The sequence below is a fragment of the Methylotenera sp. L2L1 genome, from assembly GCF_000744605.1.
Classification (GTDB): Bacteria; Pseudomonadota; Gammaproteobacteria; order Burkholderiales; family Methylophilaceae; genus Methylotenera.
In genome coordinates this window covers 1,129,189-1,150,527 of the sequence record NZ_JQMG01000001.1, presented here as the reverse complement: position 1 = coordinate 1,150,527, position 21,339 = coordinate 1,129,189, and the positions used below count along the sequence as shown (strand labels likewise).

19 protein-coding genes, 1 tRNA gene and 1 riboswitch are annotated in these 21,339 nt (G+C 48.1%); of the genes, 14 read left to right on the top strand and 6 right to left on the bottom strand.

Going from position 1 to position 21,339, the window contains the following annotated elements; genetic code table 11:
• The first annotated feature begins 21 nt into the window (after positions 1-21).
• Positions 22-271, top strand: a riboswitch (cobalamin riboswitch).
• 146 nt (positions 272-417) lie between these two features.
• The 11 genes from FG24_RS05370 (at position 418) to FG24_RS05320 (ending at position 12,362) form a co-directional block, all read left to right on the top strand.
• On the top strand, positions 418-2,304 hold the full coding sequence (locus tag FG24_RS05370) for a TonB-dependent receptor domain-containing protein (RefSeq protein WP_036301787.1): 1,887 nt from the start codon (positions 418-420) through the stop codon (positions 2,302-2,304).
• A gap of 89 nt (positions 2,305-2,393) precedes the next feature.
• Complete coding sequence (locus tag FG24_RS05365) at positions 2,394-2,990, top strand: hypothetical protein (RefSeq protein ID WP_235189719.1); 597 nt, start codon at positions 2,394-2,396, stop codon at positions 2,988-2,990.
• Positions 2,991-2,995: 5 nt separating this feature from the next.
• A complete protein-coding gene (gene cobO / locus FG24_RS05360; protein WP_036301783.1) occupies positions 2,996-3,601 on the top strand; it encodes a cob(I)yrinic acid a,c-diamide adenosyltransferase in 606 nt (201 codons plus the stop codon).
• A 9-nt stretch (positions 3,602-3,610) separates the two neighbouring features.
• Complete coding sequence (locus FG24_RS05355; protein WP_036301781.1) at positions 3,611-4,873, top strand: cobyrinate a,c-diamide synthase; 1,263 nt, start codon at positions 3,611-3,613, stop codon at positions 4,871-4,873.
• 5 nt (positions 4,874-4,878) lie between these two features.
• Positions 4,879-9,264, top strand: coding sequence for a cobaltochelatase subunit CobN (locus FG24_RS05350; RefSeq protein WP_036301778.1), 4,386 nt, complete (start codon positions 4,879-4,881; stop codon positions 9,262-9,264).
• Between the two features lie 48 nt (positions 9,265-9,312).
• A complete protein-coding gene (locus FG24_RS05345; protein WP_036301776.1) occupies positions 9,313-9,762 on the top strand; it encodes a MotA/TolQ/ExbB proton channel family protein in 450 nt (149 codons plus the stop codon).
• 31 nt (positions 9,763-9,793) lie between these two features.
• A complete protein-coding gene (locus tag FG24_RS05340) occupies positions 9,794-10,126 on the top strand; it encodes a DUF2149 domain-containing protein (protein WP_036301774.1) in 333 nt (110 codons plus the stop codon).
• Positions 10,126-10,791: a 5,6-dimethylbenzimidazole synthase gene (gene bluB, locus FG24_RS05335; RefSeq protein ID WP_036301773.1), complete on the top strand. Its 666-nt coding sequence runs from the start codon at positions 10,126-10,128 to the stop codon at positions 10,789-10,791. Before FG24_RS05340 ends, bluB begins: the two co-directional genes overlap by 1 nt.
• Entirely contained in the window at positions 10,788-11,585 is a 798-nt protein-coding gene (locus FG24_RS05330) for a cobalamin-binding protein (RefSeq protein ID WP_036301771.1), read from the top strand. Before bluB ends, FG24_RS05330 begins: the two co-directional genes overlap by 4 nt.
• Positions 11,586-11,604: 19 nt before the next feature.
• Entirely contained in the window at positions 11,605-12,132 is a 528-nt protein-coding gene (gene cobU / locus FG24_RS05325; protein WP_036301769.1) for a bifunctional adenosylcobinamide kinase/adenosylcobinamide-phosphate guanylyltransferase, read from the top strand.
• A 17-nt stretch (positions 12,133-12,149) separates the two neighbouring features.
• Entirely contained in the window at positions 12,150-12,362 is a 213-nt protein-coding gene (locus tag FG24_RS05320; RefSeq protein WP_036301767.1) for an RNA-binding S4 domain-containing protein, read from the top strand.
• Between the two features lie 106 nt (positions 12,363-12,468).
• On the opposite strand, the gene FG24_RS05315 is transcribed toward FG24_RS05320, so the two are convergent.
• Positions 12,469-13,926 (bottom strand): cobyric acid synthase, encoded by a 1,458-nt coding sequence (locus FG24_RS05315; RefSeq protein ID WP_200876904.1) that lies wholly within the window; start codon positions 13,924-13,926, stop codon positions 12,469-12,471.
• Positions 13,927-13,937: 11 nt separating this feature from the next.
• Here FG24_RS05315 and cbiB point away from each other — a divergent pair, with 11 nt between their 5' ends.
• Positions 13,938-14,918 carry an adenosylcobinamide-phosphate synthase CbiB gene (cbiB, locus tag FG24_RS05310; protein ID WP_051901442.1) on the top strand — a complete coding sequence of 327 codons (981 nt, stop codon included), beginning with the start codon at positions 13,938-13,940 and terminating at the stop codon, positions 14,916-14,918.
• Positions 14,911-15,885 carry a threonine-phosphate decarboxylase CobD gene (cobD, locus tag FG24_RS05305; protein ID WP_036301765.1) on the top strand — a complete coding sequence of 325 codons (975 nt, stop codon included), beginning with the start codon at positions 14,911-14,913 and terminating at the stop codon, positions 15,883-15,885. Before cbiB ends, cobD begins: the two co-directional genes overlap by 8 nt.
• A 59-nt stretch (positions 15,886-15,944) precedes the next feature.
• Here cobD and cobC read toward each other — a convergent pair whose 3' ends face one another.
• The 3 genes from cobC to cobT are packed head-to-tail and all read right to left on the bottom strand — an operon-like array spanning position 15,945 to position 18,417.
• Complete coding sequence (gene cobC, locus FG24_RS05300; RefSeq protein WP_036301763.1) at positions 15,945-16,511, bottom strand: alpha-ribazole phosphatase; 567 nt, start codon at positions 16,509-16,511, stop codon at positions 15,945-15,947.
• Positions 16,508-17,314 carry an adenosylcobinamide-GDP ribazoletransferase gene (gene cobS, locus FG24_RS05295; RefSeq protein ID WP_200876869.1) on the bottom strand — a complete coding sequence of 269 codons (807 nt, stop codon included), beginning with the start codon at positions 17,312-17,314 and terminating at the stop codon, positions 16,508-16,510. Before cobS ends, cobC begins: the two co-directional genes overlap by 4 nt.
• A gap of 29 nt (positions 17,315-17,343) precedes the next feature.
• The gene (gene cobT, locus FG24_RS05290) at positions 17,344-18,417 is read right to left on the bottom strand and encodes a nicotinate-nucleotide--dimethylbenzimidazole phosphoribosyltransferase (protein ID WP_200876868.1); all 1,074 of its coding nucleotides are present in this window, start codon (positions 18,415-18,417) and stop codon (positions 17,344-17,346) included.
• A 172-nt stretch (positions 18,418-18,589) separates the two neighbouring features.
• On the opposite strand from cobT, the gene FG24_RS05285 reads away from it, so the two are divergent.
• Positions 18,590-18,665, top strand: a tRNA-Phe gene (locus tag FG24_RS05285).
• Positions 18,666-18,669: 4 nt separating this feature from the next.
• Here the strand turns inward: FG24_RS05285 and FG24_RS05280 are convergent.
• Entirely contained in the window at positions 18,670-19,752 is a 1,083-nt protein-coding gene (locus tag FG24_RS05280) for a tyrosine-type recombinase/integrase (protein WP_036301761.1), read from the bottom strand.
• A 208-nt stretch (positions 19,753-19,960) separates the two neighbouring features.
• Entirely contained in the window at positions 19,961-21,277 is a 1,317-nt protein-coding gene (locus tag FG24_RS05275) for a hypothetical protein (RefSeq protein ID WP_036301760.1), read from the bottom strand.
• Between the last annotated feature and the right edge of the window lie 62 nt (positions 21,278-21,339).

Below are 21,339 nucleotides of genomic sequence, written 5' to 3'. Positions count from 1 at the left end.
CCTTTGAATCTTTAAGCGCTATAATTGTCGCTGTTGATAGGTGCCGAGTTTGTGATTAAACGAACAAGGTGAAACTGGGAAATAGGTGCGCTAATATTTTATTAAAGTATTGCAATGCCTACGCTGCCCCCGCAACGGTAAGTGAGCATGATTCCAAATCATTCTGTTTTACAATAGACCACTGAACAGCGCTATTTTATGGCGCATATTTGGGAAGGTGTAAAACATAGACCTCACAAGCCCGGAGACCGGCCTCGCGACAATTAGTTGGGAATACCGCGGGGTGACGGTTTATCAGAACGTACTGCATAGGCCAATCACCTTGATGCAGTTGCCTTTCGTTTCGATGCTTTAAACTCTCCAGTATTTCCTTTTTCACAGTTGCATGCGGGGTCGCATGTCACAAAAGGAAATCGAATGAACAAGAAAGTCATCGCAGGGCTGATCAGCCTTGCGTTTTATCACACCACATCTGCTACAGAAAGCATCAACTTAGACGAAGTTGTTGTCACAGCATCCAGAACATCACAAGCCCGTGAAAACGTCATCGGCGACGTCACAGTGATTGAGCGCCAAGAAATTGAACGCATGGGGGCAGGCTCTGTGACTGATGTTTTGCGTATGCAGCCAGGTGTGCAAATTAACGCTAACGGTGGCGCAGGCACCTCTAGCAGTGTTTACCTACGAGGCACAAACGATCAACACGTCGTGGTATTAGTGGATGGCTTACGTATCAACTCCGCGACATCAGGCACGACTGCCTATGAAAATATTCCATTGGCTCAAATTGAGAGAATAGAAATTTTGCGCGGCCCCGCTTCAAGTCTTTATGGCGCAGATGCGATTGGTGGCGTGATTCAGATATTTACCCGCAAAAACTCATCTGAAAAGCCATTGATCAATGCCGCAGTTGGGTTAGGTTACTTCAACACAAAAACAGCAGAGTTTGGCATCAATGGTGGCTTCAAAGCACTTAAATATGGTGTCAATATCAGCAGCATGGATACGGATAGCTTTTCTGCCAAACGTATTCGTACAGGTGAGGATGATGATAATGACGGTTATCACAATTTAAGCACCTCTGGCTTTTTAGAGCTTGAATTAAAAGAAGGCCACTCTTGGGGACTGCAGTATTTTGAAAGTAAGGGCCGTAATCATTACGATAGCGGTTATAACAACTATGGTAACCAGACGCTGCAAAGCTATGCGTTTACCAGCAAAAATCAATTTACCGATGCATGGCATAGCACGTTCAAATTAGGGATGGGTATCGATGATTCAGACAGCCATGCACGCCCAGTGACTAACATAGCACTTTCTTCCTACAACCCTAGTGGTGTTACAAACTATCGCACTGAACAAAAGCAACTGACCTGGCAGAATGATTTGAAATTACCAGTAGGGATGTTAACCCTGCTGTATGACCGTTTGGAACAGGATGTTGATAGCGATCCGGGACCTAAAGTAAAGTTTAAAAAAGAACGCAACAATGATGGTTTTATGGCTGGCTATTTACTTAATTACAACAAGCACTCATTGCAATTATCAGTACGTGAAGACCACAATACTCAGTTTGGCAATTACACTACGGGTGGTGCCGGCTACGGCTTTCGCATTACGCCTGAATGGCGCGTAACAGCAAGTTATGGCAAAGCATTTAAAGCGCCAACGTTTAACCAACTGTATTACCCAAGAATTACAGGCTTCTCTGGGAACCCAAATTTAGACCCAGAGAAATCACGCAATCGCGAAGCTTCTGTTCGCTATGAGGTTCGTCAATTTTCGGCTGGCATGACAGCTTTTTATAATGACATTGAAAACTTAATCGTCAATGGCGACCCTGTGAAGAATGTGAATCAGGTAAACATACAGGGCGTTACTTTTGACGGAAATTGGCACATCACCGACAACCTAACACTGGCTGGTAACTTTACAACGCAATCACCAAGAATTGAAAAGTCAGCAAATATCAGTGAAAACGATCAGTTATTAGATAGGCGCGGTAATCGCTATGGCGCACTCAGCTTACTACACACATGGGGAAATTTACAGTGGGGCTCTGAAGTTATCGGAGCATCAACACGCTACAACAACTCCACCAACACAAAACCAATGAGAGGTTATATGTTGGTTAACTTAAGTGCCAACTATAAGCTCTCACCTGAATGGAAGCTGGAAGCGCGTGCAAATAACGTGTTCGATAAAAACTATATTCTTTCTTACACTGGCAACACAGCAACTTCTGTGCCTTACAACACAGCAGGCAGCAACTTGTTTGTAGGTTTGCGCTATAACATGCAGTAGTCATTGCAACAATCCTTGGGTGAGTGAAAACTCGCCCAAGAAAAACGCATTTACGCTAAAATCGTGTTCTATTTAATTGTATTTTTAAAATGACTCAACCGGAGGCTGCACCTATCATGCTAACACTTTCTAAAACACAACAAATTCTTATAGGTGTTGCGCTTGCTACACTTATTTTTGTGACGCGCGGCCATCACTTTGCTTCTATCAATAGCTTGCCTAGCGCTTCTTATGCTGTATTTTTTCTTGCTGGTTTATATCTAAGCCCAGCCTTAGCATTTGCAGCGTTATTAGCCCTATGTGTGGGGTTAGACCTTTATTCAGTGACGTTCCAAGGCGTTAGCAACTTCTGCGTGACACCTGCGTATGGCTTTTTATTACCGGCTTATGGTGTGATGTGGTTAGCTGGTCGCTGGTTTGCAAAACGCTATAGCTTTAGCACCAAGGCAATTTTACCTTTAGTGGCGAGTGCTACGATTGCCGGTGCGGTAGGTGAGTTGTTCTCTAGCGGTGGTTTCTACTTCTTTGGTGGCCGCTATGCTGACCCAACCATTGCTGAATTTGGTGCGCGTTTAGTGAAATACGCACCTAACCAATTTGAAAACCTAGGCTTCTGGTTAGCAGTTGCAGCGGTAGTACACATTGCTTTTGCATTAGCTAGCGGTGTAAGTCGCGCTAAAGCATAATTTAAATGTCATCTGATGATAAAAACACGCGCCATACCTCACGTATGGTGCGTAAAAAAGCAGTGATTGATGCTGCGATTGAACAAGCAAACCAAGAAAAAGGCTTGTTATTAGTACTCACAGGCAATGGTAAAGGCAAAAGTTCATCTGCGTTTGGCATGATGGCGCGCGCTTTGGGGTACGGCATGAAAGTGGGCGTAGCGCAGTTTATCAAAGGACGCAGTGATACTGGTGAAGAAGCCTTTTTTCGTGGCCAGGCCAACGTAGAGTGGCATGTACTGGGTGAAGGCTTCACCTGGAATACACAAGATAGAGAACGCGATACAAAAACTGCACAAGCAGGATGGGCCATTGCGCAACGCATGTTGCGCGACCCTGACATTAAACTGGTGATTCTGGATGAACTCACCTACACCATGAAATATGGGTATCTTGATCTGCCCCAAATATTAGCAGATATTGCAGCGCGACCTGCGATGCAACATGTGGTGGTGACTGGCAGAGGCGCTCCAGCAGCGCTCACCGAGATGGCGGATACCGTCAGCGAGATTATGGACATTAAACATGCATGGCGTGCTGGCATCAAGGCCCAGCCAGGCATAGACCTTTAAAGAACAGCTATGACTACCTGCAGCGCTGTACTCATTTCAGCCCCAGCATCTGGGCAAGGAAAAACCTTTATTACAGCGGCGCTGGCACGTGCATGGCGCAATCAGGGTTTACGCGTTCAAGCATTTAAATGCGGCCCTGACTTCTTAGACCCGATGATTTTAGAAGTTGCCACGGGGCGCCCTGTATACAACCTAGATTTTACGATGTGTGGCGAAAGCGATGCGGAAGCGCAACTCTATCGCGCGGCACAAGATGCTGATTTGATTATCGTCGAGGGCGTGATGGGTCTGTATGACGGCTCCCCCTCAAGCGCAGATATTGCAGTTCGATTTAACTTACCTGTATTACTGACAATAGATGCCAGTGGCATGGCACAAACGTTTGGTGCGCTAGCCAACGGTTTGCTATCACACTACCCTAAGCTAAAATCGGCAGGCGTCGTTGCGAATAAAACTGGGAGCGTGGGGCATGGAAAATTGCTGCACGACTCACTACCACCACACATCAACTGGTTTGGCGCATTACAAAAAAACGCAGCATTGAGCTTACCGGAGCGGCATCTTGGCTTATTCCGTGCAGGCGAAATCAGTGACCTGGAGCAGAAAATTGAGGATGCAGCCAGTGCACTTGCACAAGATTTATCGCGCCCGCCTACAGTCACATTTAGTGTGCCAAGCACACTACCGCCACCTAAACTCCTTGCTGGCAAAACAATCGCCATCGCAAGGGATGAAGCATTCTGCTTTATTTATCAGGCCAACTTAGACTGTTTGCAAGACATGGGAGCATCGCTGCGGTTTTTCTCGCCATTAGATGACCACATATTGCCAGAAGCCGACGCCTACTGGCTGCCCGGCGGCTACCCTGAGCTGCACCTAAACAAAATCAGCACCAATTTAGCCATGAAAAATGCCCTACAGGCAGCCTTTGATGCGAACAAACCGATACTGGCCGAATGCGGCGGCATGATGGCATTATCTACCTGCTTAAATGATGAACCTTGCTTTGACTTGCTATCAGGTGTGAGCAAAATAGAAGACCGCCTACAGGGGCTAGGTTCACTAAAAGTCACATTACTGAATGATGAGCTGGGCGCACATACTTTTCACTACGGTAGTTTTACAACAGAACTAACGCCTATCGCCACCGCTAAGACCCGCTTTGGTAAAGTTGAGAATATTTACCAGCATGGTTCGATTATCGCGAGCTTTTTGCATTTTTACTTTGCCTCTAACCCCAATTTAGCCGCACAGCTTTTTACAGTAAGGTAAGCCAAATGCCTTTAATCAAACCTAGATTAATCAGTATCAGCATTTTGCTATTGAGCCTCTTTACAGGCACGGCGCATAGTGCGACATTACTTGGCATTGTCACTGACAGAACCGCACCCGCCGCTGCTGAAGCAGCGAAAAACGCCCTTGCCGCACGCAGTGGCGACCACATTATCTTACGCTCACAATCGCAGCTGATGGCGGCAGACAGCCGTACATTAAAGCGCTGGTTACAAGAGGCAGATGCAGTATTTGCCGTAGCCCAGTATGCAGAATCATCTGCGCAGCTGCAGCGAGCACTTGATACGCTCAAGTCTGAGTCTGCAAAAATGCAGCCGGCTACGTTCATGGCATTTAATGGCGATAGCGCACTTTCACTCAGAAGCCGCTTTAACAAAAGTGAGGTCAGTGATTTTTCTGAAGCAAAAGCACTGACACAAACCCAGGAAAAAACGCCAGATGCGCTTGTAGCCTCTGCACAAAAACACGCAGCTGCGGCAAAGTGGCTGGCTCTCAGCGACGTTTGGCAAGCTGGCGGTCAGGAAAACTTGGCCGCATTTATGGTGTATTTATTAAGTGCCCAGTCTGCAAAAAACAGTACGCCATTACCTAGCGCCAAGCCCATGCCTCCGATTCGCCTGCGCGTTAATGGTAAAGAGTTAGCGGCGAATCATGTAGTATTTCCATCGCCCGCCAAGCACAACCTTAAAACGACATTAGCGGTGCTGGATTTAAGCACCAGCGACCCGCAGGTGGCAGACGCAATTTGCGCGCAAGCCCAACAACAAGGCACCAATTGCGTTGCGGTTATGGCTAAATGGGGTGATGCATCCAAGCAAGCCATAGAAAAACTACCATCCATGCTGGCTCCAGCCAAACTAAGCGGGTTAGTGGTATTGCAAGACTTTGTGGTGGGAGCGGCTGAAGGTCGAGAATCGGTCACCACACTCATCAAGAAATTAGACGTGCCGGTATTTAAGGCGATTCGACTCACCGACCGCAGTGCGACTGCCTGGCAGCTATCTGAAGATGGCCTGCCTACCAACTCCATACAATATCGTGTGGCGATGCCAGAGGTACAAGGCAGCAGCCAGCCTATGGTGGTGGCCGCAACGGGCACCCCAAGCATTGATAAACTGACCGGAGTAGAGCTGCGCTTGCCTGAGTTGCTACCCACGGAAATTAACTCACTGGTTAGCCGTGTGACAAACTGGCAGGCCCTGCAGCGCAAGGCTAATGCAGAAAAACGCGTCGCAATTATTTACTATAACCATCCACCCGGACGCCATAACATCGGTGCCGACAACTTGGATGTGCCACAGTCTTTATTTGATATTTTGCACAGCATGCAAGCGGCCGGCTACCAGACAGGCGAGCTACCGGCCACACACGAGGCGCTGTTAGATTTAATGCAGGATAAAGGCGTGAACCTGCCTGAAAACAACGAAGAGCTGAGCAACATGCTGCCCAAGGTGGCCACCATGGATAACGCGAGTTATGCACAGTGGTTCAATACCCTACCGGCCGTGGTAAAGGGTGAAATGGTGCAAGGCCCGCTAGGGCGCCTACATGCAGAGATTGTGGCAGCACAAGCCGCCGGCGAGCTAGCCATTGCCCATAACCGCCTCACTAAATCTATGCGCGAACTACATCACTTAGTGGAGGGCGTTGATCACCCAAAGCGTAGTGAAGCCATTAAGCTATTGGCAGAACTCAATGACGGCTATGAGGTTTGCTTGAGCCAACACAGCCCCTGCGCGGCAATGGATGCCTTGAAAACACGCATAGCCAATTTAAATATTGAGGGCTTGCGTGGCTGGGGACAAACGCCGGGCAAGGTCATGGTTGTTAACAAAAAAATGGTATTTCCCGGCATACAGTTTGGCAATATTTTCATTGGGCCACAGCCACCGCGTGGCTGGGAAGTAGACGAAGAGCTACTGCATGCCAACACCACCATCCCGCCGCCGCATCAATATTTAGGTTTTTATCACTGGCTTAAAGATAGCTTTAAAGCCGATGTGCTGGTGCATCTGGGCCGACACTCCACTTACGAGTTTTTACCAGGCAAAGCCGTGGGGTTATCTGCAGAGGATTACTCGCGAATTATTGCGGGCGACTTACCCGGACTGTACCCCTATATTGTGGATGGCGTAGGTGAAGGTACACAGGCCAAACGGCGCGCACTGGCGGTGATGATAGACCACTTAACCCCGCCACTGACCGCCACCACGCTGTACGACCGCCTGCTCACCCTGCGTCAGGTAGTGGAGAGCTACGAGTCTTCCAGCTCGGACACCATGCGGATTGCATCTGCCAAAGAAATACGTCGCCTGGTAGAAACACTGGAACTGCGCGCCGAGCTGGAGTCCAGCATGGCAGATGTACTAAAAGTGCGCGGCATCAATTTTGAGCAGGCAGACGACGATTTATTAGCGCATGAGGTCGGACACTACCTGACCAAACTTCAAGAGAAATTCATGCCGCACGGCTTACATGTGTTTGGTCGCCCGTGGTCTGATGCCTCATTGCAACTAATGCTGGATTCGATGGCACCCAATAAGACTGACAATATTAGCGCTCAGATACGCGACAATTTAATCGACTCGCCCAAACTGGAAATGCAAGCGCTGCTGCATGGCTTAGAGGGCGGCTTTATTGAGCCGGGTAAGGGCAATGATCCGCTACGCTCACCTGAAGCGCTGCCGACAGGGCGTAACTTCCATGCGCTGGATGGTGACGTGTTACCGACGCCGCTTGGCTTTCAGCTAGGCTACAACATGGCGGACAACGTGCGTAACCGTGACGATATTACTAAAAGTGAAGGCGTTATTTTATGGGCATCGGATGCCGTACGCGATGAAGGCGTGATGGTGAGCTTTATTTTATCGCTAATGGGCATTACGCCAGAGTGGAACTCACGCGGCATTGTGCAAAAAATGCAGCTAGTACAATCGCCAGAATCAGATACCAAGCGCTATGACGTTATCGTCACCACTTCCGGCCTGTTCCGCGACCTTTACCCTAACCTGATGCAATGGATTGATATTGGCGGCAGAATGGCATTGGCCGCATCGGCAAAAAGCATATTGCAAACCAACCCAGACTTAGCGAGCGCGCTAGATTCAGCCTTAAAACCACTCGCAAACAGTCCCCGTGGCAATGAATCCATGGCGAGCAACGGCGTGGCCATGCATTGGGTAAAACGTACGCAAGCACTGTTAGCGCAAGGCATGCCAGCAGAGCAAGCTGGACGTGAGGCAGCCTGGCGTATCTTTGGTGATGCACCAGGCGCCTATGGTGCCGGTGTGAACAGCTTAGCCGAACGCTCAGGCGCATGGCAAAGCCGCAACGAAGTTGGCCGCGCCTATTTGCAACGCATGGGGCATGCCTACGGTGTAGATGCACAGGGTGAACCTGCACACGAAGCGTTTGATACCTCATTACACAATATTGGCACCACCTACCACGGCCGCGCATCTAATTTATACGGCCTCATGGATAACAACGATGCTTTTGACTACCTGGGCGGTTTATCCCTAGCGATTGAAACCATCACTGGCAACAAGCCACAGGCACGTATCCTAAACCATGCAGACCACAAGGGCTTCACGGATGAGCCGCTGGAAACGGCATTGCTGATGGAACTGCGCGGGCGTTATTTAAACCCATCGTGGATTAAGCCACTTATGGGCCACGGCTATGCTGGCGCACGCACCATGAATCAGGCATTTATGGAAAACTTATGGGGCTGGCAAGTGACGCGCCCGGATATTATTAAAGACTGGGCGTGGAACGAAGTGAAACGCGTGTATATTGATGACGACTTAAAACTAGGCCTGAATCAATTTTTAGAGCAAGGACACAACGCCCAAGTTAAAGCCAGCATGGTCGCACTAATGCTAGTGGCGGCACAAAAAGGTTTCTGGAAGCCAGATACGGCTAGTGCGCAGCAACTCTCACAAACGCTGGCCAAGTTAGTCATCAAAAATGGCTTACCCGGTAGCGGCCATACTGCCCCTAACCACCCGATGTGGGCATGGATGAGCCAACACCTAAATGCAGAAGACAAAGCTGGACTGGCGCGGGTACTGGCCAAGGCGCGTGGTTACGACAAGCCGCAATCCGTTAGCGAAGCTTTACAAAGCCCAACACAAACCGCACAGCATGATGCCCCTCAAGTAGCCCCTAACAAGGCTAGCAAACAGATGGCTGCGAAGCAGTCACCAACCAGCGCGGCCAAAGCCAAGCCAGAAAAGCCTATCAACAAAGCAGTCCGCGCTTATGAGCTGACCGTAGAGACGGTCAAAGACAATCTCATCTGGATACTGTTACTGTTGCCTATTTTTGCGCTAGGGCTTTGGTTTGGCACCCGCAAGCCTACTACATAAAACCATCAAGATAACTAGCAATTAAGATTACTATGGAAGACCCATCATATGTCTATTAACTTAAACTCCCTGCATAGCGCCATTACTTGGCTGTTAGAACCAGTGATTATCGTCTTAATCGCGGCAGTAGTCATTGCCGTATTAGAAGCCGGCTTAGCTATTGGTGAGCGTTTATTTGGGCTCAAGCAATTACGCAAGGCTGGCGAGCAAGCGGTGCTGAGGATAGCGCGCAAACGTCTGGAACGTGCAGACTTTTTAGCGCGCATACCGCCCATGCTTGGTCTAATGGCAACAATTATCCCGTTAGGGCCAGGGCTTGCCGCATTGGGCCAAGGCAACCCATCGTTACTTGCACAAGCGGTCACCACCGCATTTGATGCCACGGTACTAGGTTTGCTGGCTGGCATCATTGGTTTGGTGATAGGCAAATGTCGCCGCCGCTGGTATGAAGATGTACTAGTGTCCCTGGAAACACAATCAACATCATCAGCACAATAAATCACATAGACTATTCAGCCCTAACATCATCATGCAGAAAAAGCGCAGCCTAGACAGTCGTTTAAATGGTCGTTTCAATCACGAAGACGAAGACCCGCGTGCCAGCCTAGTGAACTTGGTGGATGTGATGCTGGTATTTGCCTGTGGCTTATTAGCTGCACTCAGTGCCGGCCAGCAATCTACCCTCACCCGCCCGCAGGAAGTCAATAAGGGCAGGGAAATTGACGCCCCGGCCAAAGGTGAACAAAGCGCTGGCAGTGGCTATGATGCCATCGGTCAAGTGTATCGTGACCCGAAAACGGGCAAATTGTTTTTGATTGAATCCACAGCGGAAGCTGACAAAGGATCAAAAGGTAAGCCTTAATGCAAGATTTTAGTTACCCAGAGCAAGATAAAGAGGCGATTTATCGCGTGATTGCAGAGCGCCGCGATATGCGCCACTTTCTGCCAACGCCGGTCGCCCCAGAAATACTCACCAAGATTTTACACGCAGCCCATCACGCCCCCAGCGTGGGCTTGATGCAGCCGTGGCGCTTTATTAGGATTACCGATATCAATACGCGCCAGCAAATTCATCAGCTGGTAGATCAAGAGCGCATCCATACGGCACAAGCCATAGGTGAGCATGAAGACACCACACGCATGGCTGAGTTTCTGCGTTTGAAAGTAGAAGGAATATTAGAGTGCGGCGAGCTTATCGTCGTGACTTTATGCGATAAACGGGAAGAACACATCTTTGGCCGCAGAACCTTGCCGGAGATGGACATTGCCTCCGTGAGCTGTGCGATACAGAACATGTGGCTGGCATCGCGCGCAGAAGGGCTAGGTATGGGCTGGGTGTCTATTTTTGACCCCGTGGCGCTAGGCGCATTGCTTAATATACCGAGCGGAGCCAAACCAGTAGCCATTTTATGCCTCGGCCACGTCAGCTCGTTTTACAAAGAACCGATGCTGATAGAAACCGGCTGGAAACAAGCCAAACCGTTGGCCGATATGGTGATGGAAAACCAGTGGAAAAGTACAGAATGAGGTATCCGCAGCGTATCGTATGCCTGACCACCGAGCCCACAGAGGTGCTGTATCTTCTAGGTGAGCAAGACCGTATTGTCGGTATTTCCGGCTTTACCACCCGCCCCGCCATTGCGCGTAAGGAAAAGCCAAAAATCGCCGCATTTACCAGTGCCAAGATTGATAAAATCTTGGAGCTCAAACCTGATTTAGTGATTGGCTTCTCCAACCTGCAGGCGGATATCGCCGCATCGCTGATTCGTGCTGGGGTAGAAGTGCATATCTTTAACCAGCGCTCTATTGCACAAATGCTGAACATGATTGCCACCGTTGGCAGCCTAGTTGGCGCTTCGGATAAGGCGTTTAAACTGATTGCAGAACTAGAGCACAAAATACAGCAGGCAAAAGATACCGCATCTCAATTGTCAGCAAAACCCGTTGTGTATTTTGAAGAATGGAACGAGCCCATGATTTGCAGTATCAAATGGGCAGCCGAGTTGATTGAAATCGCCGGCGGGAAAGATTGCTTTCCTGAGCTATCGCAGTTTCACAGTGCGAAAGACAGAACAGTACAGTCAGCCCGAGTGATCGAGCGCCAGCCTGACATTATCATCGGCTCATGGTGCGGTAAGAAATTTCAGCCCGAGCAAGTCATTGCCAGAGAGGGCTGGCAAACCATCCCTGCGGTAAAAAATGGCTTGGTATTTGAAATTAAATCGGCAGATATCCTGCAGCCCGGGCCATCACTGATTACCCACGGGTTACAGCAGGTGCAGGCCATTATCCAGCAATGGGCCTTGGCACACAGCAATTAAACGAACTTAGAGAAACCATATGGCTACACATCTTATTTTAGGCGGCGCACGCTCAGGCAAAAGCGCTTTTGCAGAGAAACTGGCGTTGGCATCTGGCCAGCCGGTCACTTACATTGCCACAGCACAAGTGTACGATAAAGAATTCGGCGCACGTGTTGACCAGCACAAGACTCGCCGCCCTGCGCATTGGGCAACCCTAGAGCAGTCATTTAACCTAGCGGAGGCGCTGCAAACGCATGCCAAAGCAGATACCTGCATTATTGTAGATTGCCTCACTCTTTGGCTGGCGCAATGCATATGCCCGGACTGTGACCGGCCAGATAATTTAGACTGGCAACATGAGCGCAGCAGGCTACTAGAAGTTCTGCCTAAGCTGGAAGGGACTGTATTATTGGTCAGCAACGAGGTGGGCATGGGCATAGTGCCTCTAGGTGAAATTAACCGTCAGTTTCAAGACGAGCAAGGCCGCCTCAACCAAGCAGTGGCGCAGTGTGTAAATAAAGTCAGCTTTATTGCTGCAGGCCTGCCACTTACCCTAAAAGGCTAACTATTTAAAGGATGAATATGGAAATCACGACTTTTGAACTACAAGGTGAATATATAGAACTTTGTAACCTACTAAAACTTGCAGGCATTGCCAATAGCGGCGGCCAAGGCAAAGTGATGGTGAGTGACGGCATCGTGCAAGTAGATGGCCAGATTGAAACCAGGCGCACTGCGAAGATACGCTCAGGCCAAGTTGTAGAGTGCCTAGGACAAACAGTTAAGGTGTTATAAACGCAGGTGCAAAACAGATTACGCTTAACTGACACGAAGCAGAATTAACCAAGTGGCTAATGGCATCTAATCAGTACGCGTTTAGAAGAACAACCACGTCAAAAACCTAAGCTGACAGGCTTGGGTTAATTGGTAACCCGAGCACATCCCAATCTAAATGCTGCTCTACGCAATCGGCCAAACGGTTTAGCTCGTCGTTTTTAAGCTGCTCATAATCAAAGTTCGGCTCAGTCTGCAGTCCAGCCCATGCCAACCAAGCTGCGCATGCTTCTTTGTGGTCAAACAGCCCATGCAGATAGGTACCGGCAATTTGATTATCTTGCGAAACTGCTCCCTCTGGGCGATTTTCAAGAGAGAGTGCTGGCGTGTTGAGAGCTGCGCCTGTTGTCACCCCCATATGGATTTCGTAGCCAGCCACTTGCGCATCGGCAAACGCCAAATGCCCGCTAACCTGCTTCAGCTGTTTGGTCTGCTCTAACGTGGTTTCCATGTCTAGCCAGCCTAAACCCTCACTAGAACCCGCATCACCTTCTATGGCATAAGGGTCATGGATATGTCGTCCCAGCATCTGAAAACCACCACAAATGCCTAATACCTTGCCGCCATAGCGCAAATGACGAGTGAGCGCTTGCTCCCAGCCATTAGCTCGTAGAAACTCAAGGTCGCCTCTTACATTCTTACTGCCAGGCAATATCATCAGGTCCGCAGCCGGTATTTCTTCGCTCACTTTAACAAACTGGAAATCTACCTGAGGGTGTAACCGCAGTGCGTCAAAATCGGTGTGGTTACTGATATGGGGAATCACGGGGACTACTACTTTTATTCGCTTGCCAGCAGTTGTATCGCTCGACTGCTGTTGCTTCGGCACTGAATCCTCGGCCTCGATATGCAAACCATGCAGATAGGGCAGCACGCCTAATACCGGTTTACCTGTTTCCTGCGTAAGCCAGTCCAGCCCAGGCTGTAATAATGCAACATCACCACGAAAGCGGTTTATGACAAAGCCTATCACGCGTGCGCGCTCGCTTTCAGAAAGCAAGGCCATGGTACCAACTATATGTGCAAACACGCCGCCGCGGTCAATGTCTGCAATTAAAATCACTGGGCAGTCTACCGCCTCTGCAAAGCCCATATTGGCAATATCACGGTCACGCAGGTTAATCTCGGCCGGGCTGCCAGCACCTTCCACCACCACACACTCGTATTGCAACTTTAAGCGCTCCCAAGAAGCTAGTACGGCGCGCATGGCTGTCGGCTTATAAGCGTGGTAGCCCATTGCTTCCAAGTTGCATGCAACCTTACCGTGCACAATCACCTGGCAACCAGTATCCGAGTTAGGTTTAAGCAATACAGGGTTCATATCGGTATGTGGTGCTAAACCACAAGCTTGTGCCTGCACCGCTTGTGCTCGCCCGATTTCACCGCCATCCACTGTCACCGCTGAATTTAACGCCATATTTTGCGGCTTGAATGGGGCAACACGCACACCTCTGCGATACAATACACGGCATATCGCTGCAACCAGCGTACTTTTACCGGCATCTGATGTCGTTCCCTGAACCATAAGTGATTTAAATGTCATTTGATTATTATCCCATAAATACCTATAGCACAGCCCTCGCGGTGATTGCGGCTGTATTATTAGATGCACTGCTAGGAGAGCCTAAACGCTGGCATCCACTGGTTGGCTTTGGTTGGCTTGCACACACTGTTGAACGTGCTTACAACAAAAACATGCTGCCTCGCAATGCCCGAGTTATCGGTTTATTGGCTTGGCTATTGCTACTGTTACCTTTTGCCACAATAAGCTATCTAGTAACACTCAATGCATTTGTGGGAGCCGTAGTAGCATGGGTCGCTGATGTCACCCTGCTTTATTTCGCCATCGGCGCTCAAAGCCTCACCCTGCATGCAAAAGCAGTGTTCAAACCGCTATCTGAGCAAAACCTCACGCAAGCTCGCCATGCAATTAGTATGATTGTCAGCCGCGATACTTCGCAGCTTAACGAAACGGAAGTCGCTACCGCCACGGTGGAATCAGTGCTGGAAAATGGTAATGACGCAATATTTGGCGCGATTTTCTGGTTTGTATTATTTGGCGGTACTGGCGCAGTGGTTTTTAGGTTAGCCAACACCCTAGATGCCATGTGGGGTTATAGAACCCCACGCTTTTTATACTTTGGCTGGGCAGCCGCTCGTTTAGATGATCTATTGAACTTAATACCAGCACGCCTCACTGCGCTAAGCTACGCCTTATGCGGGCATACCAAAAGTGCATTAAAATGTTGGCTTACCCAAGCCAGTACTTGGTACAGCCCTAATGCCGGGCCTGTGATGTCAGCAGGCGCTGGCGCACTACAAGTGAAGCTTGGTGGCAATGCGGTGTATCACGGGGCAGCCAAACAACGCCCTACATTAGGGATGGGAACATTAGCCAACCCTCAGCATATTTTAAATGCGGTCAAACTCGTCAGGCGTAGCATCGTACTCTGGTGTATCGCGATCATGCTGGGTTCAATACTCATCAACTTTACAGGAAGCCATTACCTTGCTTGAACATGGCGGCAACTTAAGCGCTGCGATAACGCGGTATGGAATTCCACTAGAAAACTGGCTGGATCTATCGACAGGCATTAATCCCAACCACTATCCAATCCCAGAGATGACGCCCAGCCTATGGCAGCAACTACCCAATGACGAAGATGGATTGATTAACATCGCCGCCAACTATTACGGCTGCCAATCCTTACTGCCCACCAGCGGCTCGCAAGCTGCTTTGCAAGCCCTGCCCAACCTTAGGTCTTTAGGCACGATTGCTATGCTCAAGCCCATGTATCAAGAGCACGCCCATGCGTGGCAACGCTGCGGACATCAGGTACTAAGTTTTAATGATTTAAATGACGAGCAAACGCTAAACAAAGCTGACGTGGTTTTGCTTTGCAATCCAAATAACCCGACGGGCAAACAATTTTCCGCGCCAGATCTACTCCACTTACATACGAAGCTTGCCAGCCGCGGCGGCTGGTTAGTTGTGGATGAAGCGTTCATGGATGCAACGCCAGAACACAGCATCGCACAGCACTCACACTTAGAAGGCTTGTTTGTGTTGCGGTCACTTGGTAAGTTCTTTGGGCTAGCTGGCGCCAGAGTTGGGTTTATGCTCGCCGCAGATGGGCAACTAAAAAAACTACAGGAAACACTAGGCCCATGGACATTAACAGGACCTAGCAGATTCATTGCAAAGCAAGCATTGCAAGATAAAGCCTGGCAAGAAAACACCCGCAACATCTTAAGAGGCAGTAGCCTACGTTTAGCAGCATTACTAAGCCAATACGGCTTAACGCCAACTGCGGGCACTGCTTTGTTTCAATACGTGATGACAGCGCAAGCCCAAGCGCTACAAGAAAGATTGGCAGCTAAAGGTATTTGGGTCAGGTTATTTAAAGAACAGCCCGCACTTAGGTTTGGCTTACCGCATGACAAGGGCTGGCAGCAATTAGAAAGCGCGCTTCAATCACTGTAGCCGCCTAAAGATTTCGACATGGCTAACTATGACAGCAAACACTCTATGTCGGCCAACAATTAGCGATTAACAAAATGGATTCTAGGCACAGCGTCACTCAAGGTTATTTGCGTGACACTTGCGTGATCAATCACCAACCTAAACAAACCCTTTAACGGCATATTCAACGCATCCGCCAACATCGCGCGTATCACACCGCCATGCGTCACAACTGCGACATTTCTCCCGGGTAAGCGATTACTCACTTCCTCTGTGAACGTTTTGGTTCTGTTATATAGCTGGGTGAAGCTTTCACCATTGGGTGGTGACAAATGCGCATAATCATGCGCCCAAACATCAAATACATCGCGCGGTATGCTATCCCAAGGCTGCATTTCCCAGTCACCGAAATGTAACTCTTTTAGCCTATCATCAACCTGCATTTCACCTAAATTAAGCGCTCGCGCTAACTTAGTACAACGCTGCAATGGGCTCGCATAGACCGCATCAAACTGAATACCATCCAACTTTGATAGTAAGGCACTGCACTCTGTTTCAAAGTTGGCCGAAACATCCACATCACTCTGCCCATAGCAAACGCCTGATGGAATATTAAGGGATGTATGCCGAATCAAATGTAAATTCATAATTGCTGAGCCCAAACGAGCAAGCCTAAATAAAATGCTAACTCGGTCATTTGCTGCATTGCGCCTAAACAATCACCAGTATAGCCGCCAAGCCAAAGTTTAATTTTGTTACGCCACCAAATCCAAGCAAGCGCAACTGGCGTTAAGCAACAAGCCGCTAGCCACAACCAGTCATTCACATTCAACATGACCGGAGAAAAGTTCCAATAAAACAATGGGATAGGCAGCGTACCAAATAGCACCGCAATGCATAAATCCCCAACTGGCACTTTAGTGGCAAGCGGCTTCGCTTTACCCTCATCTTTTACATAGTTTAAATCCGCCATCACAAGCAACGCACACAAACGGCTAAGCGAGTGCCCCACTACTAAGATAAACGGTAAAAAATAGGCAGGTAAGGCATTTAATAGCTGGTATTTTGCAAACAGCGTAAAGAACAAAGCAACAGCACCATAAGTGCCAAGGCGCGAATCTTGCATAATCGCCACAATGCGCTCTTTATCCCAACCGCCCCCTAAACCATCCGCGCTATCGGCTAAGCCATCCTCATGAAACGCACCGGTGATATAAATCGTCATCGCCATGCTAATCAATACTGCAATATTTTGTGGCAACACCTTACTGCTAAGCACAAAAGCACCCGCACCAATCATGCCGACAAAAATCCCCACTAATGGCAGATACTTAGCTGACCGATTTAAATCTTCAACGTGAAAATCACCAAACACCGGCACGGGAATACGCGTAAAAAAGCCAACCGCCAGCAACATATAGCGTCGCTCGTTACGCAAGAAGTTAATCATGAAGTGTCCTAATCACAGTGCATCCCTAATCACGGAGTATCTTTAGTGCTCACACCAGCACTTTCGAACGAGGCCATTTCATTCATAAAATTAACCGCAGCCTGCAATAAAGGATAAACCAAGGCAGCACCCGTGCCCTCGCCCAAACGCAAACCGATATCTAGTAAAGGCGTTGCTTCAAGATGTGCCAACAAACGGCGATGTCCAGCCTCGCCAGAGCAATGCGTGAATACACAATACTGCAAAATATTAGGTTGCAATTGAGAGGCTACTAATAGTGCCGATGTCGCAATAAACCCATCAATCAATAGTACAGAATGTTGCTCAGCGGCACCTAACATCGCGCCAGCCATCATCGCGATTTCATAGCCACCAAATGTTGCCAGCACATCCAGGATGTTTTCACCACTGACATGATGAAATTCTATGGCCCGCCTAAGAATAGACAGCTTTTGTGCCAAACCGGCATCGTCTAACCCCGTCCCGCGGCCAACACACTCGTCAATAGAGATTCCACACAACACACTCATCAAACAACTAGCAGATGATGTATTACCAATCCCCATCTCGCCAAAGCCAAACACATTGCACCCAGCCAATGCTTCCTGCTTTGCCAAAGAAGCGCCTGTTTCCAGCGCTTGCTGGCATTGTGCAGCGGTCATAGCGGGCGCCTGCAAGAAATTAGCAGTACCAGCTCCCACTTTTGCGTGAATTAAATCGGTGTTGGCATCAAACTCATAATTAACGCCAGCATCAATCACCCGCAACTGCATATTATTCTGCCGTGCAAACACATTAATCGCAGCGCCACCGTGCAAGAAATTAAGCACCATCTGCGCAGTCACAGCTTGCGGATAAGGGCTAACGCCTGCGTTTACAATGCCATGATCACCAGCAAACACCAATAAGGTAGGGTTAGAAAGTTGCGGCGCTAAGGTTTGTTGAATCAAGCCTACCTGTAACGCAATCGCCTCCAACTGCCCTAAAGCACCTAATGGTTTGGTCTTATGATTAATTTTATCAACAAGCGCAGCCTTCAATGACTGATCTAATGATTGGATATTTGGTAACCCTATATTTGGTAATTTTTTGTTTAAATTCATAGAGAAAGATTTTACATGAGAGCAACCGAGATAACACCACCACTCTGAACAAACTTTAGCATTAAAAATAAATATGCATAAATTGAAAATAATTTTTGTCAGTTCATTATTTAGTTGCTATAATGCGCGGCTTGCAAACATTAAACCGAAGTTTGTAAGTAGTAGTAAGGAAGGCCGGGTAGCTCAGTCGGTAGAGCAGCGGATTGAAAATCCGCGTGTCGCCAGTTCGATTCTGGCCCCGGCCACCAGAATTTATAAGGGGTTAGCTTTTGCTAATCCCTTTTTCATTTGGTGAACGTGACTAAAACGTGACAATTTAATCACGTTATCTGAAGCCAAAAAATCAATCCGACTTGCCGCATTTGCCAGATGTTCAGTAGCAAACTTAGCGTATCGATCAACCATTGACCGCGTTTTCCAACCTCCTAGTTCTTTCAGTTCATCACAACTGGTGCCAGCTTGACGATGCCAAGAAGCCCAAGTGTGACGCAAGTCATGAAATCTAAAGTCTTCTAACTCTGCTTTCTTTAACGCTGTAATCCACGCAGAGTTCGTAATGTTGTAACGAATCGGCTCACCGTTGTAAGTAAAACAAAATTTTGAATGCTTTCCAACTTGCTCCTGAAGAACAGCAACAGCACTTCTATTTAATGGAACCCCTCTCGGTGTACCATTCTTAGTTTGGTTTAACCAAGCAGTGTGTCTGTTTAAATCCACCCTACTCCATTCCAAACCCAGAATTTCCCGAGCGCGGCACCCCGTCGCTAAAGCAAACTTCACAACAGCTGCCAGATGATCAGGACAAACAGCGATTAGCTTATCTGCCTCATCTCTAGTCAACCATCGATCACGCTCCACCTCACCCGATAACAAACGAATTTTAGGGATATGATCTATCCACTGCCATTCATCACGAGCCATCCGCAATAAACTACGTAATGTCGCTAAGTAACGATTCACGGTTGCTGGTTTGTTTCCTTTTTTAAACTCACCTTGAATCACAGACCAAACCACGTCACCGTTGATCTGGTTTAGCATCAAGTCACCTAAATAAGGATGCAAATTACAACATATGCGCTTTACGTCACGATAGCTTTTGAGCGTTGCTTTAATTTCGAGATACCGAACAACAGCTTCTTTCCATGAGCGATGGGGCTTAATACCAAAATTCACTTCCTTATACGAATCTAGCTTTAATTTAGCTAAATACGCTTCGGCTTGCGCTCGGTCTTCAGTCCCAGAACTCTGGCGTACTCTTTTGCCGTTTGAGAGTGTTGCATTGATCCACCAATAGGGCGAATCACCTCTCTTGTAGATTCCGGTTTCACGGGCCATATAAACTCCTCTCCGGCCCGCCCTCGCTGCTTATATTCCTCCAACCAAAGATCCAAGTCAACTTTGTCATACACCAGACGGCGACCAAACTTCACCGCTGGAATATCCAGTTCACTCAGAAGCGTGACACCTATTCCTAGGTAACACGCAGCCTCGTCTTTAGAAAGACAACGTACAGCAGGCAAAGGCAGATCGTTATCTTTCATTGTTATTCACCGTTAGAGGCTTTGTTATAAGCTTCACGCATCGCGCGCACTTCTTCATCGATATAGGCTTCGTTGATCTCAGCATTGATATCTATCGTATTAAAGGCTTTGGCCTTTAAACCCACTTTTTCTTTAATGAGTGCTTCAAAGGTAGTGCCTTTATTCATCGATTGGTTATTAATGTGATGCCCTAAGTCTTCAAAGAAGGGATGAATCGCTAACTCATAGTCGGTGTAACCTTCAGCAGCCATCCATGTGGTTAATGCACTAAAAGCACGATCTAAGGCAGCTTCTTTATTGGGTGCGCGTGTGGTGTTAAAGCGGGGTTGTAATGCGCCTCCGTTGGTTTCCCAATCTAGCGAGGAGAGGGCAGCCCATAACGGATGGATGGGCCAGCGTGATCGTGTTTGATCAATATGATTAGGAATAGACAGCTTTAACCATTCTGTTGTGGCGTATGACCATAAACCGTTAAGATTAGCTAATACCTCAGTGAGTTTAGATAAATTCTTCTGTACTAGAAATTGACGCTTAAATTCAAACTCTAAACGCCAGATCGGTTCACCTTGTTGCCAGTGAGCTAGTTCCCATAATGGAATTAGATAAAACTTCTTACTTTTATCAATCTCAAATAGCTTGTCATAAAGACGACCAGCAATGACACCACCTAAACCAATCGCCCAGCCAGTGAAGTGACCATCAATAGAGTAGGCATTGATAGACTCAGCGTGTGTGATCCATGCTTCACGATGCCATGACTCCATATCCTGATGTGAAACAAAATCGACAAACATATCAACACGACTGACGTTTGCGGTTGATTCTAATGCACCTAGTTGTGACAGTATCGTTGATAGGCGATGTTCTGCATCTTTAGGGGATAGATGGGTTAGATATTCACTAGAAAGCTTTACATAGGCCATTGGCACAGCTTTATTCGGGCGTGATAACTGAATACGAAAGGCGTTATCTTCCAGTACATAACTAAACATGGAAGTGCCTTTGTCTTTGACCTCAAATAGATGATCACCTAGTTTGAGTTGTGCTTTAGCTTGCTCTTGGGGATTGTCGGATTGTGCTTGTTTCTTTAACTGAATCAGTTGCTCATGAACTTCTGGGTGTAAGTTACCTTGATAAGACAGATATAAACTATCAATCCCCCATCTTAAAAACTTAACTTCATGTTGGTTAATGCTGTTATTAGTAGCTGTGTTACTAGGCACCGCTACTGCTTCACGGTCTCCGTCCTCCACGCTGACGCGTGTGTGGGCGGCATCCCGTGAAGCAGTTTGGTTGTGTTGTGTATCTGGCTTTGTCATATCCATTCCTTTGGAATTTACCAGCAAGCCGATTTGGCGATCTGGAATGGAATGAACTTTAG

What these genes read in the sequence shown, in the direction of transcription:
- FG24_RS05280 (WP_036301761.1), bottom strand. Translation starts at nt 19,752, where the DNA reads ATGGCCCGTGAAACCGGAATCTACAAGAGAGGTGATTCGCCCTATTGG.
- FG24_RS05340 (WP_036301774.1), top strand. Translation starts at nt 9,794, where the DNA reads ATGCAGAAAAAGCGCAGCCTAGACAGTCGTTTAAATGGTCGTTTCAAT.
- FG24_RS05365 (WP_235189719.1), top strand. Translation starts at nt 2,394, where the DNA reads ATGACTCAACCGGAGGCTGCACCTATCATGCTAACACTTTCTAAAACA.
- cobU (WP_036301769.1), top strand. Translation starts at nt 11,605, where the DNA reads ATGGCTACACATCTTATTTTAGGCGGCGCACGCTCAGGCAAAAGCGCT.
- FG24_RS05275 (WP_036301760.1), bottom strand. Translation starts at nt 21,277, where the DNA reads ATGACAAAGCCAGATACACAACACAACCAAACTGCTTCACGGGATGCC.
- cobC (WP_036301763.1), bottom strand. Translation starts at nt 16,511, where the DNA reads ATGAATTTACATTTGATTCGGCATACATCCCTTAATATTCCATCAGGC.
- FG24_RS05315 (WP_200876904.1), bottom strand. Translation starts at nt 13,926, where the DNA reads ATGGTTCAGGGAACGACATCAGATGCCGGTAAAAGTACGCTGGTTGCA.
- cbiB (WP_051901442.1), top strand. Translation starts at nt 13,938, where the DNA reads ATGTCATTTGATTATTATCCCATAAATACCTATAGCACAGCCCTCGCG.
- cobO (WP_036301783.1), top strand. Translation starts at nt 2,996, where the DNA reads ATGTCATCTGATGATAAAAACACGCGCCATACCTCACGTATGGTGCGT.
- FG24_RS05355 (WP_036301781.1), top strand. Translation starts at nt 3,611, where the DNA reads ATGACTACCTGCAGCGCTGTACTCATTTCAGCCCCAGCATCTGGGCAA.
- cobT (WP_200876868.1), bottom strand. Translation starts at nt 18,417, where the DNA reads ATGAATTTAAACAAAAAATTACCAAATATAGGGTTACCAAATATCCAA.
- FG24_RS05370 (WP_036301787.1), top strand. Translation starts at nt 418, where the DNA reads ATGAACAAGAAAGTCATCGCAGGGCTGATCAGCCTTGCGTTTTATCAC.
- cobS (WP_200876869.1), bottom strand. Translation starts at nt 17,314, where the DNA reads ATGATTAACTTCTTGCGTAACGAGCGACGCTATATGTTGCTGGCGGTT.
- FG24_RS05320 (WP_036301767.1), top strand. Translation starts at nt 12,150, where the DNA reads ATGGAAATCACGACTTTTGAACTACAAGGTGAATATATAGAACTTTGT.
- bluB (WP_036301773.1), top strand. Translation starts at nt 10,126, where the DNA reads ATGCAAGATTTTAGTTACCCAGAGCAAGATAAAGAGGCGATTTATCGC.
- FG24_RS05350 (WP_036301778.1), top strand. Translation starts at nt 4,879, where the DNA reads ATGCCTTTAATCAAACCTAGATTAATCAGTATCAGCATTTTGCTATTG.
- FG24_RS05330 (WP_036301771.1), top strand. Translation starts at nt 10,788, where the DNA reads ATGAGGTATCCGCAGCGTATCGTATGCCTGACCACCGAGCCCACAGAG.
- FG24_RS05345 (WP_036301776.1), top strand. Translation starts at nt 9,313, where the DNA reads ATGTCTATTAACTTAAACTCCCTGCATAGCGCCATTACTTGGCTGTTA.